Here is a 12,866-nt window from a genome sequence, read left to right on the forward strand (position 1 = left end):
CCTCATGCCTGTTGCTTCAGTGAGGGACAAACGCCACACGCTGGCCATTATCTGTTGCTTGCCTGCGCAGTCATAAGCGCCGTTGCGACCAGTGCCAGGGCTGCTATTGGCCAACTGATGGCTTTGCTGATCTCGTGTTGCTTTGTTGATTTCATTGCCGATAGCGACAATATGCCGCCTATGGTTACTTGTCTTGCCAGACTGATGGCCATGATAGCCGGTATGGCGAGCAGTGTCAGGCAAGTGCTTGCGCCTATGATCAGTAGCGCAAGCTGCCTGTCCATGCCAATGGACTGTTGATTGGCGTAAATGCGTGCTACGAACATGATTGGCCAGAATATTTGTATTAAAGTGGAGAGCAGAAAAAACATGGCTGGCCACATTGCATTGGTTAAATTGCCTGACCATCCTTTGGTGGACGGTTGCAGTAACATTGCCGACGTAAGCAGGAAAAGCACGTAAATGGTCGCAGCGTTGGCAATATTGAACTGCTGTTTCGCCATGGCGGACAAGAAAAAGATGGAAAGTGTAGAGCTGATGGCAATACCAATCACTTCTTCAGGAGTGCGCCGCAGCTTGTCCGTTTCCGATTCTGCCGGGCTCCAACGGTGCTTGCCGATGACCGCGTAAGCATGTCGGCAAAAGCTGAGCAGGGAAAAGTAAAACGCCGTGTGGCAAATGGCCATCACGTAACGGTCCAGCGGGTACAGGCCAAAAAAGCCGTGTATGTCTGCTATCGCTCGTAGAATTTCGTTAATTGCCAGAAGAGTCGATGAGATACATAAGACCAGAAATGATCGGTGCATGTTGCTGGCTCCTGCAGGTTGGCATGATGGTTGAACACCCAGCGTAAATTGGACCATGTCTGCGGCAGTTGCTCTGTGCTGAAGTTCAAGGCTGGGGTTGATGCAGCGCACGGGAGCAGTAACTTAAGTCTGAAGCCTGCGACATTGGTGATTTTTCATTTTAGGGGCCGGCATTTGTACACGATCTCAACCGTAAAATGTTCACCCGGGCGGCGCCAGCCAGGCGCTTCCAGACGCGCTGCGGCTGTGCGTTCAATGCGACGACACATAGATATTGCCTTCCTGCGGCGGCGGTAGCGCGAAGCTGTTTTGCATGCGCCGCACTTCTTCCATAGGCGGCAGGCCGAACTGGCGCTTGAATTCGCGGCCAAACTGGGATGGGCTTTCATAGCCGACGGCCGCACTGGCGCCCGCTGCCTGCAAGCCGCTGCGGGCCATCAGCAGGCGCGCCTGGTGCAGGCGCAGGGATTTCAGATACTGCATCGGCGACATGCTTGTCACTTGCCTGAAGTGCAAATGGAAGGTGGCAGCGCTCATGCTGGCCGTGTTGGCGAGGCTGGCCACGTCCAGCGGCTGGGCGTAGTCGCTGTGGATCAGACGTATCGCGCGCGCGATGCGGCCGAAATTGCCTTGCAGCGCCAGCGCGGCGCCTTGCTCGCCGCACAGCACGCGGTAGTAAATCTCGCGGATCAATGCCGGCCCCAGCATGGCGCAGTCGAGTGGCGCGGCCAGGGTCTCGAGCAGGCGCAGCACGCTGCCGGCCAGTGGCCGGTCCATGCGGGTCGAGACTATGCTGGCTGGCGCTGTCGGCACGGGAGGCTGCAGCGCATCGAGTTCCAGCATGACGGCGGCCAGCAAGGTGAAGTCCAGATGCAGGTAGATGGCCAGCAGCGGCTCTTCGGCGCTGGCGTCCGTTTCCATGCTGAATGGCACGGGCACGCAGACGGCCAGGTAATGCTGCGCGTCGTACAGATATTCCACTGTGCCCAGGTAGCCGCGCTTGCGGCCCTGGCAGACGATGACGATGCCCGGATCGTACAGCACGGGCGTGCGCGCCAGCGGCCGGTCCGAGCGCAGCAGGCGCACGCCGGCCAGCGGCGTCAGATTATAGCCTTCCTGCGGCGCCAGGCGCGCCAGCAGGGCGACGGTACGCTGTCGTGGGTCTGAGGATCTGGCTAGTGTCATGGTGGCCGATTATGGTGGAAAGATCGCTTACTATGCCATAGGGCCAGACTCGTGTACTGCGAAGCGCAATACGTTCAGAGGATCAGGCTAGCGCAGCAGAGCAAACGGCATTCACGCGCGGGCCGGCGCGCGGCATTATGACCGTCTTCCCACCACACCGGAGTTTTACCATGACCTTGACCAATACGACTTCCAAGACGCTTTTCATCACAGGCGTCAGCAGCGGCTTCGGCCTGGCGCTGGCGCAGCAAGCCTTGCTGGCTGGCCACCGCGTCATCGGCACTGTGCGCAATGAAGAGGCGCGGCTGGCGTTCGAGACGCTGCAGCCGGGGCGGGCGTTCGGGCGCATCCTCGACGTCAGCGATGCTGGCGCCATCGGCGCAGTGGCGATGGAAGTAGAGCGCACCTTGGGCGTCATTGACGTGCTGGTCAATAACGCCGGCTATGGCCATGAAGGCGTGCTCGAAGAGTCGCCACTGGATGAGCTTCGGCGCCAGTTCGACGTGAACGTGTTTGGCGCCGTCGCCATGATCAAGGCCTTTTTGCCGGCCATGCGCGCGCGCCGCAGCGGGCACATCATCAACATCACTTCGATGGGCGGCCACGTGGGCATGCCCGGCGTGGCGTATTACTGCGGCAGCAAGTTTGCGCTGGAAGACATTTCGGAGGCACTGGGCAAGGAGCTGGCGCCGTTCGGCATCCACGTGACTGCCGTGGCGCCCGGATCCTTCCGCACCGACTGGGCCGGCCGCTCGATGCAGCGCAGTCCACGCAGCATCGCCGACTACGACGAGGTTTTTGGCCCCATCCGCCAGGCGCGCGAGGAAAAGAGCGGCAAGCAGCTGGGCGACCCGGCGAAATGCGCGCGCGCCATCCTGACCATGCTGGACAGCGCCGCGCCGCCCGCACACCTGCTGCTGGGCAGCGATGGGCTGGCCATTGTGCGGGCAAAACTGGCGGCCTTGTCTGACCAGATCGACGCATGGGAAACACTGAGCTTGTCGACCGATCATTGAGGCGGGCCGGTCAGTGTTGCGGCAGCATCAGCGCTTGCATTCCAACCACGCGCCCCCACCTAGCATCCAGTGGTAGTGTTCATCGCTGCTCAAGCCCAACCAACCCGGAGATCCCCCCATGAGTTTTGATTCCTTTCTGTCCAAACTGAAGACCAAGGCAAGCGAACTGAAGACCGAAGCGCTGAAGTACAAGAACAAGGATTTCCTGAACGCGGCGATGGCCGGTTCGGCCCTGATTGCGATGGCGGACGGCAGTGTCAGCTCGGAAGAGAAGCAGAAGATGGTCAAGTTCATCGAGAGCAATGAGGCGCTGTCGGTGTTTACCACCACCGACGTGATCAAGGCTTTCCAGGATTTCGTCAGCCAGCTGGAGTTCGACAAGGATATCGGCGAGGCCAAGGCTTACCAGGCGCTGGGCAAGATGAAGTCGAACGTGGAAGCGTCGCGCCTGCTGGTGCGGATGATTATTGCGGTCGCTTCGTCGGATGGCAATTTTGATGCGAATGAGCAGCGGGTGGCCAGCAAGATCGCCAAGGAACTGAATCTGAATCCGGCGGAATTCGAGCTGCAGTAAATCTTTTTTCAGTGCAGCGCTTGCATGCTGCCGGGCTTGTTTTTACCCAAAAGTAAAATCTGGGGTCGTACCCGGCGGGTACGACCCCGGCCTTTTGCTGTCATGGCAAATCGCCAGGCAACGCATGCTACCTGCCCGGAAACTGCAGCGCCGCCACTTCTTCGCCGCTGATGCTGCCGTTCGGTAGCACTCGTGCCGGCATCACCATCACCAATTCTCCCTGCACGCTGCCGTCGCGGCGGTGTTCGATGCGCAGCTTGAGTTTGCGGTTGACAGCGACGAAGACGTTCTTGCCGGCGCCGACGATGCGATGCTCTTCCTGCTTGCCGATTTTGGCGTACATGGAGCCACCGCTGTCGCGGCGCAGGCGCAGGGTCTGGCCGTCGGCCAGCGCGTACTCGCCGGCGTACGATTTGAATTCCTCGGCGCTGATGTAGCGTGGCTTGTCGGGCGCGGTGATGCGCAGCGACAGGGCCGGCACGGACACGCTGCGATCTGGCGGCAGCACCTGCGCCGTGGCGAGGGTGGAGGAAGCGATGACGATAGCGTAAATCAAACCATTTTTCATGTTGGATCCTTGATGTCGAATGTCATGCGGACGCCGCTGCCGCTTGCCGGGCATGGGTGCATGGGGCAAGCGGCGCGACCCGTGCCGGTTTCTATTTGCCGGGGAAGTTGATTGCAGCGATGCGCTCCTGCGTCACGCTGCCGTCGGCCAGTTGCTGTGACGGCACCACCATCACCAGTTCGCCCCCCACCGTGCCGTCGTCTTTATGGTCGATGCGCACTTTCAGCTGGCGGTCGAGCGCGACGAAGGAATTGCGGCCGGTAGCAACGATCTGGTGTTCCTGCTGCTTGCCGATGCGCGCATACATGGTGGCACCGGCGCGCCGCAGTTCCAGCGTGTCGCCGTTCGACAGGTCGTAGCCGCCGGCAAATTGCTTGAAGTCGTCGCTCATCATGTAATGCCGCCGGGCCGGCAGGTCGATGCTGAGCGGGTTGCCGGGCACTACCACGCGCTGGCTGTCGGGCAGCGTTTGCGCGGTGGCGGCGGTGCAGGTGGCGAGGGCAAGGATAGCGCTTGATAACAGGGTTTTCATGATGTGTACTCTCCAGTGGTTGTATGCCGTAGCGGGATGTGACTTGAACGAACGGCCTCCGATGCGTTGTCTTGTAAAAAAGACAGGACAGGGAGGTGGATGAAGTCTAGGCAAGCCACGGTGGCGCCGCATCATCCGTTCGAAGGAGATGCCGGGAAAAGTCAGCGCGCTGGCGGCGGTGCCGAACCCATGCCGCCGGCGCATTGATGCAGCAGGGCGATCAGCTCGCCCTGGCGCGTGGCGCCGGTTTTGCCGTAGATGTGGTGCAGATGGGTCTTGACGGTATTGACCGATACGCCGCTGGCAGCGGCGATGGCGTCGATGGCGGCGCCTTGCGCCAGCGCCTGGCCTACCAGCGCTTCGGCTGGCGTCAGCGCGAACAGTTGCTGCAGCGCTTGTGCGCAGATGCCGGGCGCGTGCGCTTCGCGCGCCAGCACGATGGCGCAGCGCTGGTCGGCGCAAGTGCCTTGCGGCGGGTGGAACGGCGCCACGTTCAGGTACAGGTCGGGACTGCCGGAGCGCGGCAGGTGCAGCGCCTGCGCCACCGGCTGCACGGCGCTGCGGCCAGCTGCGGCACTGGCGCCGATGGCCTGGCGCACGGCGCACGCGAGTGGCGGCGGCATGCGCCAGTGCGTGCCGGCGGCCAGGAGCTGCAGGCTGCGCGGCGGGTCGGGGCCGAATATGTCCAGCGCCCTGGCGTTCGCATACAGCACGTCGAGGCGCGAATCGAGCAGCAGTACGGCGATGTCGAGTGCGTCGAGCGCGGCGCGGCTGTAGCGCTCGGCCAGGCTGCTGTGCGCCAGGCGCGAGCGTATCTGCAAGGCGCGCTGCAGGTGCGGCAGCAGTTCCTGCAACTGGGTTTGCAGCAGCGCGCCTTGCGAGAAGTGCCCCTGGGCGTGCTGCCGGTGCACACCGAGCAAGGCCACTTCGCCGGGCGCGACCGGCACGATGGCGCCGATCACGTGGAACAGGTCACGCGGGCGGCAGAAGTCGGCATAGAATTCGGTGCGCACCAGGTCCTGGTCGCGCACATGCTCGGCGCTGCTGTGCACTCTTGATACGCCCAGCCGGCGCGCCCAGGCGGCCCAGATGTCGTGCTGCCAGTAGTAGGCCTCATAGGCGCGCACGGCATCTTCGTCGAAGTTGCGCGTGGAACTGAACAGGTGCGCGCCATCGGCGTTTTCAAGTATCACGATAGCGTCGCTGGCGCCGCCAAACAGGTCGGCCAGGTCTGCGCACAGGGCGCGCCACAGCGTGTCGTCCAGCGCGCAATCGTAGAGCCGGCCGATCAGGGTTTGCTGTGCTGCCGTCAAAAAACTCGCCATGGCGCCTCCCTCGTGTGACTCTGGCAGACGATCACCATAGACCAAATATTCGCGTCAAGCAACGTCATCCACGGTGTTCAGGGGACCGGGAAGGCTGGTCGGAGGCTGGAGTTCGACAAGGATATTGGGGAGGACAAGGCTTGCCAGGCGCTGGGCAAGATGAAGGTGGAAGCGTCGCGCCTGCTGGTGCGAATGATTATTGCGGTCGCTTCGTCGGATGGCAATTTCGATGCGAATGAGCAGCGGGTGGCCAGCAAGATCGCCAAGGAGCTGAATCTGAATCCGGCGGAGTTCGAGTTGCAGTAAGTTCTGCTGCTCGCAGGTTGTGAGCTTCAGTTTTAACCCAGATGCAAGATCTGGGGTCAGACCCCGGTTCTACGCTGCGGGCCAGAGCATTCTTTATCACCGCTTCATTTCCTTTCTCCACACCAAATTCGCGCGAGCAAAATGTGTCCTTAGGGTAAGCTTCGTCTGTAAGCTATTTCGCAACTCTATCAAAAATACATGACGCCAATAATGATTCCCGATGTCGCCCTGGTCGACAATACCGAACAACGCACGCCGCTGGTGCTGGTGCTGGACTGCTCCGGCAGCATGGCCGGCGAACCGATCGACTTCCTGAACCAGGGCTTGGCGCTGCTGGAACAGGAGCTGAAATCAGACGTGATCGCGGCCAAGCGCGTGCGCATCCTGGTGATTCAGTATGGCGAGCACGATGAGGCGATGGTGGCGCGCAACTGGTGCGACGCGATGGATTTCACGGCGCCGCGGCTGGACGCCAACGGCACCACACCGACCGGTGCGGCGGTGGAACTGGCGCTGGCCGAGATCGAGCAGGAAAAGCTGCGTTTCCGCCAGGCCGGCGTGGCCTATACGCGCCCGTGGCTGTTTTTGATGTCGGACGGCGAGCCGACCGACCGCTGGCAGCGGGGCGCGGAGCAGGCGCGCGCGGCCGAGCAGGCCAACAAGGTGGCGATCTTTCCTATTGCCGTTGGCGAAGGCGCCAATCTCGATATGCTGGGGCAATTTTCCAGCCGTGGCGAACGGGGCGTCAAGCAGTTGAAGGGCTTGCAGTTCCGCGAGCTGTTCCTGTGGCTCAGTGCCAGCATGCAGGTGGTGTCGCAGTCGCGCCCGGGCGCGCAGGCGCAGCTGGCGTCGACGGATGGTTGGTCGGTGGTGCCTACCTGAGATGGCGGCATTCGATCAATTGGAAAACCGCTGGCGCGTGTTTGGCGCGTCGGTGGCGGGCAAATCGCACCTGGACAAGGGCATCCCTTGCCAGGACGCGCATGCGCACGTGAAGGTGGGCGCGTCGCTGGTGGCGGTGGTGTGCGATGGCGCCGGTTCCGCGCGGCACAGCGAACTGGGCGCGCAATTCGTCGCCACCACCCTGGCGCAGGCGCTGGCCGATGCGCTGCGGCAGGGCGCCAGCATGCAGGACCTGCATGACGGCGCGCTGGCGCTCGCCATGGCGCAGGTGCGCGGTGCGCTTGAAGAAATGGCCGACAACCATGGCGCCGTGCTGGGCGACTACGCCACCACGGTGGTGGGCGCGGTGATGGGGCCGTCGGTGGGCCTGTTCTTTCACCTGGGCGACGGCGTGGGGGTGGCGCAGCTGGACGATGGCGGCGAAATCATTTCGCTGCCGGCCAATGGCGAATACGCCAATGAAACCTGGTTTCTCAGCGGCGAGCGCTGGCGCGACCAGTTGCGCCTGTTGCCGATACCGCGTTCGGTGTGCGGGCTGGTATTGATGAGCGACGGCTGCATGCCGTTTGCCATGAGCAGGCACAATGCCTCGCTGTATGCGCCGTTCATGAGCGCGGTGCAAAATTATCTGAGCTGCATGGATGACATCACGCTCGGCGAACAGGCGCTGGCGCACACCTTGCTGGACCCGCGCACGCACCAGATCACGGGCGACGACAAGACGCTGCTGATCGCGATGCGCGCATGAGTGTGGGCAAGACGGCAGGACCAGGCGACAGCGTCTGGCTGGACGGCAAGCGCAGCCTGGTACTCGGCAAGCTGATCAAGAGCGGCGGCGCCGGCAGCGTGTATCTGCTGCCCGGCGCACCCGCGCAGGTGGCCAAGCTGTACCATCCGCACCTGGATCGCAACGCCAACCGGCGCAAACTGGGCGCCATGCTGGAGCTGACGCCCGAGTTGCCGGACAAGCTCGAAAACGGCAAGCGCTATGTGCAGATCGCCTGGCCGCAGGCGACCGTGCAAGACAAACAGGGCGGTTTTCTCGGCTTTGTGATGCCCTTGCTGGACATGGCGCACACGGCCGAGCTGGAGCAGGTGCTGCAGGAGCGCCAGGCGCGCGCGGCCGGCCTGCCGGTGGGACTGGGGCCGAAAGTCACTTTGGCGGCCAACCTGGCCGGCGTGCTGGCGGCGCTGCACCAGCAGCAGCATTATGTGGTCGATCTGAAACCGGTCAACCTGCGCTTTTACCGCGATTCGCTGACTATCGCCATGCTTGACTGCGACGGCTTTTCAATCCAGGGCAAGGACGAGCGCTATCGGGCCGAGCAATTCACGACCGACTACCTGGCGCCGGAGTGCCAAAGAAAGGGCATGCCGGCCGGCGCGGAGGCTGCCCAGGACCGCTTTGCGCTGGCAGTGGTGATCTTCCAGCTGCTCAATTTCGGCATTCATCCGTATAGCGGCAAGCCCGCGAATGCGCAGGTGCCGACCGATATTCCGGGGCGCATCCGCGACGGCTATTATGCCTATGGCGTCAAGCGCCACAAGGCCATCGCGCCGAACGTGACCAGCGGCCACGCGCTGATGCCGGCGGAACTGCGCGCACTGTTCGACCGCGCCTTTGCCGGCGCGGCCACCAAGCGGCCTTCGGCGAGCGACTGGGCGCAGCTGCTGCGTGGGTTGGCGCTGCGTGGCGTTGACCCGGGCGCGAATCGCATCGTGGTATGCCAGCGCAATGCCGAGCACCAGCATTTTGCGGGCCTGGCGTGCGCCGCCTGTGCGCGCGAACAGGCGATCACGGCGGCGGCGACGGCCTCGCAGGCGGCCCAAAGCCAGTTGCAACATCAGCTCCAGACACCGCGCGCTCAAACCAAACGCCGTACGACTCCAGCGCCCACAACACCCCAACCGGCGAGTCCTGCGGCTGTTGTCTCGGGCAAAAGCTGGGGCGTGATCGTGGTTCTGATCGTACTGTTCCTGATCGGCTTTTCCGCCTATACCTCGGCGCCATCGACGCAGGCGCAAAAGCGGGCCGATGCGGTGCTGGCGCAGCAGAATGCTTCAACGCACGTGCTTCAATGGCAGCAGCGCAGCCGGGCCACGGTCGAACCATCCCAGGTGCGCGTCAGCATCCGCGCGCTCGATCAGGCACTGGCGCAGCAGCGCGACACCGATGTGCAGCAGGGCTTGCAAGCCCTGTACAACCTGCCGCGGGAGGCAGACCGCAGCGACCCCACGCTGTTGCGCCTGCGCCGCTCGCTGATGGAAGCATCTGGTTGGGGCCCCGGCATGGACGAGCGGCAGGCCGATCAGTACCGCGACCAGCTGATCGCCCGGCCGCACGACTATATGGCGGCGTCGGCGCTGGGGCGCATGCATCTGGCGGCCAGGGAAACGCTGGCGGCGCGCCAGTATTTCGAGCAGGCCGTGTGGGCGGCGCCCGGCGATGGCGTGGCCTGGCTGGGCCTGGCGGCCACGGCGCTGCGCAGCGGCGATGCACAGCAAGCCGGACGCATGGCGGCGCTCGGTTTCTTGACCTCGCTGCAGCATCCTGAAGCGTCCGGGCAGCACGATATCGGTCTGCGCATGACCCGCGCCACCGCCATGCTGGGACTGACCATGCCGCTGGAAGCGCGCAAGCAATGGACGGCGGTGATCGAGGAGGGCAAGCGGCAGGCGCTGCGCCTGGCCGCCTTGCCGCTGCTGGCCGACCGGCCAGCCACCGTCGAGCGCGACACGTTGCCGCCTGTTGTCTATCAGGATGATGAAGCGCTGAAGCTGGCTGGCGAGAGCACGCTGTCCATTACCGTTGACGCGGCCGGCATGCCGCAGAAAATTATCGCCAGCCAAGCCGCGCATGACAAGCTGAACCAGGCGTGGCTGGCACAGGCCAAGCAATGGCGCTATCTGCCGGCCATCAGCAAGGGCCGGCTGCAAGCATCGACCGTGGAAGTGCTGGTGCGCTACCGCGACGGCAAGAGCAGTTTCAGCCCGGTGCCTGTCGCGGCAGTATCTACCGATAGCAAGGAATAAGATGATGAAACTGCCTTTTATGGCGGGCCTGGGCCTGCTGCTGTGCTGGCCTGCCACGGCGCGGCTGGAAATACTGCAGCGGCAAGTGGTGACGGCCATTTCGAGCGAACCCGACAGCGAAGGCGCCGATGTGCTGACGATTGCGGCGACTACCGGCTGTGGCGGCAAGAAGTTGCGCATGGATGCCGGTTCGCTGTCCATGGACGACGCTGGCTATGCCGCGATGAAGGCGGACTTGGCAAAGCGCATCCGCAGCAAGACGGCGATGCTGGTCAGCCTGGACGAATGTCCACCGCCGGGTAGCGCAGGCGACGCCGCCGTACCCGTGATCCGCAAGCTGGTCGGCTGCGAACCGTCCGCGTGTGCGGATGGCAAGGCGCGCATGTATCTTGATGAAAACCTGTTTCCTCAGGAGCGCCGCAGTGCGCCCTATGTGCTGGTGCTGCCGCTGCCGCCGGGCAAGCAAAAAAATACCTGGAAGGTCGAGGTCTATTCCGCGCAGAAGGACAAAAGCTTGCGTCTGGCGACCCACCTCGATGCGCCCGATTATGTCGAGGGCAACCGCGTCGGCGGCTACACTTTATATTATGCTAACGGCCAGATCGAAAAGCAGGTGCCGCAAAACGCTCAGGGCCGCGAGGAAGGCGAGTCCCTCAGCTACTACAAGGATGGCACCGTCAAGTCACGCAGCCACTGGCGCAATGGCCTGCCGGAAGGCAAGCACAGCGACTACCACCGGACGGGCAAGCTGCGCGAGGAAGCCGTGTACCGTAATGGCGCGCGGGTCGATGGCCCAGCTGAAACCTTCGATGAAGACGGCAGGCTGCGCACGCGCATGAACTACGTCAACGGAAAGCTCGAAGGCGAGATGCTCATCTATTATCCCGACGGCATTGTGTCCAACCGTAGTGTGATGAAAAATGGCAAGTTCAACGGCCTCAGTACGTATTACTATCGCGACGGCAAGGTGCGCAGCACCGTGAGCCATGTCAACGATGCGCCGGACGGCGAAGAGCGCGAGTATTACCAGGACGGCAAGCTGTCCAGCCTGCGCGTCTACAGCGACAATGGCGTGATGCGCAGCGAGCAGCAATACGATGAGCAAGGCCAGTTGCGCGTACAGCGCCAGTGGGACCGGCGCCAGCGCGAACAGGGCAGCTTCCGGGTCTGGCATGGCAACGGCAAGCCGCAGCAGCTGGTCGAGTATGTCGATGGCCGGCGCGAAGGATGGAGCCGTACCTGGCGCGAGGATGGCAGCGTGGAAAAAGAGTGCAGGTTTGTGAAAGATGAAGGCCAGGGCTGTACCAAGTAGCCTAACGTGAAGGATGCAAGCAATGACCATCAAACTATCGCCTGCGGCCGTCCTGGCCGCCTTGTTGCTGCTGCCTGCCATCGCCAGCGCGGACATCGTGCAGCGGCAAGTGATTACGGCCATAGCGGCGCAACAGGATAGCGACGGCGCCGATGTGCTCAGCATGGCAAACACCACCGGTTGCGGCGGCAAGCAGCTGCGCATGGATGCGCCGTCGCTGGGCATGTTGCGCGCCGACTATGCCGCCATGAAGCAGGAACTGGCCAAACAGATCAGCCATAAAACGCCGATGCTGGTGATACTGGAAGCGTGTCCGGCGCCAGGCAGCGCTGGCGACGCCGCCGTGCCCGTGATACGCCGGCTGGCCGCCTGCGATCCTGCTGCCTGTGCGGATGACCAGGCCCGTCTGTATCTCAGTGAAGAGCTGATGCCTCAGGACCATCGCGCGGCACCCTATGTGCTGGTGGTGCCGCTGCCGCCAGGCCAGCAAAAAAATACCTGGCAGGTCGATGTCTATTCTGCAAAGCAAGCCAAGACCCTGCGGCTGTCAGCCCACATCGATGCACCCGACTTTGTTGAAGGCAAGCGCGTCGGCGACTATACGTTTTATTTTCCGAACGGCAAGGTCGCACTGCGAGTGGCACAAAATGCGCAGGGCCAGCAGGACGGAGAAGCTGTCCAATACAATGAAGATGGCAGCGTGCAGGCGCGGGGCCATTGGCGTAATGGCGTGCGCGAAGGCAAGCATAGCGAGTACCACGAGTCGGGCAAGCTGAGCGAAGAGATCACTTACCGCAATGGCGAGCGGGTCGATGGCCTGGCGGAGACCTTCCATGAAAATGGCCAGCTCAGCTCACGCACCAATTACGTCGACGGCGAGATGAATGGCGAGCTGCTGACGTATTATCCGGACGGCACGATGGAGAGCCGCAGCACGCGGCGCAAGGGAAAGCTCAACGGCACCAGCACGTTTTATTATCCCGATGGCAAGGTGAAAAGTGTGCTGGACTATGTGAATGACGCGGCCGATGGCTGGTCCCGGAGCTGGCGCCAGGATGGCAAGCTGGAGAAAGAGTGCCGGTTCGTGAAGGGGGAAGGGCAGGGGTGCGACAATTAAATTAAATGGTCAAGACAGGTGCTGACCTTAGTTAAGTTAAGCCGGCCGAGGCATTTTGTGCTTACCCCGAACTGCGAAAATGCTGGGGTCGGACTGAGCTAGCCCGGATTTGATGGAGGGTCACTAATTTGAGAAAATAGTGACATCCAGAGGAATCCATCATGACCAAGAAGCCATCGCTTGCCGTAT

Annotated in this window: 13 protein-coding genes; 8 read left to right on the top strand and 5 right to left on the bottom strand. The window is 62.6% G+C overall.

Annotated features, from left to right (window positions below; all coding sequences use genetic code 11):
* Positions 1–47 precede the first annotated feature (47 nt).
* Both AC0Z42_RS17500 and AC0Z42_RS17505 read right to left on the bottom strand, forming a co-directional pair.
* The gene (locus tag AC0Z42_RS17500) at positions 48–806 is read right to left on the bottom strand and encodes a hypothetical protein (RefSeq protein ID WP_485469467.1); all 759 of its coding nucleotides are present in this window, start codon (positions 804–806) and stop codon (positions 48–50) included.
* Positions 807–1,058: 252 nt separating this feature from the next.
* Positions 1,059–1,991: an AraC family transcriptional regulator gene (locus AC0Z42_RS17505; RefSeq protein ID WP_485469468.1), complete on the bottom strand. Its 933-nt coding sequence runs from the start codon at positions 1,989–1,991 to the stop codon at positions 1,059–1,061.
* Positions 1,992–2,161: 170 nt separating this feature from the next.
* Between AC0Z42_RS17505 and AC0Z42_RS17510 the strand changes: the two genes are divergently transcribed.
* Positions 2,162–3,007: an oxidoreductase gene (locus AC0Z42_RS17510; protein WP_485469469.1), complete on the top strand. Its 846-nt coding sequence runs from the start codon at positions 2,162–2,164 to the stop codon at positions 3,005–3,007.
* Positions 3,008–3,125: 118 nt separating this feature from the next.
* Positions 3,126–3,581: a tellurite resistance TerB family protein gene (locus tag AC0Z42_RS17515; protein WP_485469470.1), complete on the top strand. Its 456-nt coding sequence runs from the start codon at positions 3,126–3,128 to the stop codon at positions 3,579–3,581.
* Positions 3,582–3,708: 127 nt separating this feature from the next.
* Here AC0Z42_RS17515 and AC0Z42_RS17520 read toward each other — a convergent pair whose 3' ends face one another.
* The 3 genes from AC0Z42_RS17520 to AC0Z42_RS17530 all read right to left on the bottom strand — a co-directional run bounded on the left by AC0Z42_RS17520 (position 3,709) and on the right by AC0Z42_RS17530 (position 6,006).
* Entirely contained in the window at positions 3,709–4,149 is a 441-nt protein-coding gene (locus AC0Z42_RS17520) for a hypothetical protein (protein WP_485469471.1), read from the bottom strand.
* A 91-nt stretch (positions 4,150–4,240) separates the two neighbouring features.
* Entirely contained in the window at positions 4,241–4,681 is a 441-nt protein-coding gene (locus AC0Z42_RS17525) for a hypothetical protein (RefSeq protein ID WP_485469472.1), read from the bottom strand.
* Between the two features lie 161 nt (positions 4,682–4,842).
* Positions 4,843–6,006, bottom strand: coding sequence for a helix-turn-helix transcriptional regulator (locus AC0Z42_RS17530; protein ID WP_485469473.1), 1,164 nt, complete (start codon positions 6,004–6,006; stop codon positions 4,843–4,845).
* Between the two features lie 123 nt (positions 6,007–6,129).
* On the opposite strand from AC0Z42_RS17530, the gene AC0Z42_RS17535 reads away from it, so the two are divergent.
* The 6 genes from AC0Z42_RS17535 (at position 6,130) to AC0Z42_RS17560 (ending at position 12,677) form a co-directional block, all read left to right on the top strand.
* A complete protein-coding gene (locus AC0Z42_RS17535) occupies positions 6,130–6,312 on the top strand; it encodes a TerB family tellurite resistance protein (protein WP_485469487.1) in 183 nt (60 codons plus the stop codon).
* A gap of 198 nt (positions 6,313–6,510) precedes the next feature.
* The gene (locus AC0Z42_RS17540; RefSeq protein ID WP_485469474.1) at positions 6,511–7,194 is read left to right on the top strand and encodes a vWA domain-containing protein; all 684 of its coding nucleotides are present in this window, start codon (positions 6,511–6,513) and stop codon (positions 7,192–7,194) included.
* A 1-nt stretch (position 7,195) separates the two neighbouring features.
* Positions 7,196–7,963, top strand: a complete 768-nt coding sequence (locus AC0Z42_RS17545) for a PP2C family serine/threonine-protein phosphatase (protein WP_485469475.1) — start codon at positions 7,196–7,198, stop codon at positions 7,961–7,963.
* Positions 7,960–10,248 (top strand): hypothetical protein, encoded by a 2,289-nt coding sequence (locus AC0Z42_RS17550; protein ID WP_485469476.1) that lies wholly within the window; start codon positions 7,960–7,962, stop codon positions 10,246–10,248. Before AC0Z42_RS17545 ends, AC0Z42_RS17550 begins: the two co-directional genes overlap by 4 nt.
* 1 nt (position 10,249) lies before the next feature.
* Positions 10,250–11,560 carry a toxin-antitoxin system YwqK family antitoxin gene (locus AC0Z42_RS17555; protein WP_485469477.1) on the top strand — a complete coding sequence of 437 codons (1,311 nt, stop codon included), beginning with the start codon at positions 10,250–10,252 and terminating at the stop codon, positions 11,558–11,560.
* Positions 11,561–11,582: 22 nt separating this feature from the next.
* A complete protein-coding gene (locus AC0Z42_RS17560; protein ID WP_485469478.1) occupies positions 11,583–12,677 on the top strand; it encodes a toxin-antitoxin system YwqK family antitoxin in 1,095 nt (364 codons plus the stop codon).
* Positions 12,678–12,866 lie beyond the last annotated feature (189 nt).

It is taken from the genome of Janthinobacterium sp. 1L-D-8-B-C4 (assembly GCF_057291295.1).

Bases quoted from the DNA above. Each gene is read 5' to 3' on its own strand.
- AC0Z42_RS17500 (WP_485469467.1), bottom strand. From the start codon at position 806: ATGCACCGATCATTTCTGGTCTTATGTATCTCATCGACTCTTCTGGCA.
- AC0Z42_RS17505 (WP_485469468.1), bottom strand. From the start codon at position 1,991: ATGACACTAGCCAGATCCTCAGACCCACGACAGCGTACCGTCGCCCTG.
- AC0Z42_RS17510 (WP_485469469.1), top strand. From the start codon at position 2,162: ATGACCTTGACCAATACGACTTCCAAGACGCTTTTCATCACAGGCGTC.
- AC0Z42_RS17515 (WP_485469470.1), top strand. From the start codon at position 3,126: ATGAGTTTTGATTCCTTTCTGTCCAAACTGAAGACCAAGGCAAGCGAA.
- AC0Z42_RS17520 (WP_485469471.1), bottom strand. From the start codon at position 4,149: ATGAAAAATGGTTTGATTTACGCTATCGTCATCGCTTCCTCCACCCTC.
- AC0Z42_RS17525 (WP_485469472.1), bottom strand. From the start codon at position 4,681: ATGAAAACCCTGTTATCAAGCGCTATCCTTGCCCTCGCCACCTGCACC.
- AC0Z42_RS17530 (WP_485469473.1), bottom strand. From the start codon at position 6,006: ATGGCGAGTTTTTTGACGGCAGCACAGCAAACCCTGATCGGCCGGCTC.
- AC0Z42_RS17540 (WP_485469474.1), top strand. From the start codon at position 6,511: ATGACGCCAATAATGATTCCCGATGTCGCCCTGGTCGACAATACCGAA.
- AC0Z42_RS17545 (WP_485469475.1), top strand. From the start codon at position 7,196: ATGGCGGCATTCGATCAATTGGAAAACCGCTGGCGCGTGTTTGGCGCG.
- AC0Z42_RS17550 (WP_485469476.1), top strand. From the start codon at position 7,960: ATGAGTGTGGGCAAGACGGCAGGACCAGGCGACAGCGTCTGGCTGGAC.
- AC0Z42_RS17555 (WP_485469477.1), top strand. From the start codon at position 10,250: ATGATGAAACTGCCTTTTATGGCGGGCCTGGGCCTGCTGCTGTGCTGG.
- AC0Z42_RS17560 (WP_485469478.1), top strand. From the start codon at position 11,583: ATGACCATCAAACTATCGCCTGCGGCCGTCCTGGCCGCCTTGTTGCTG.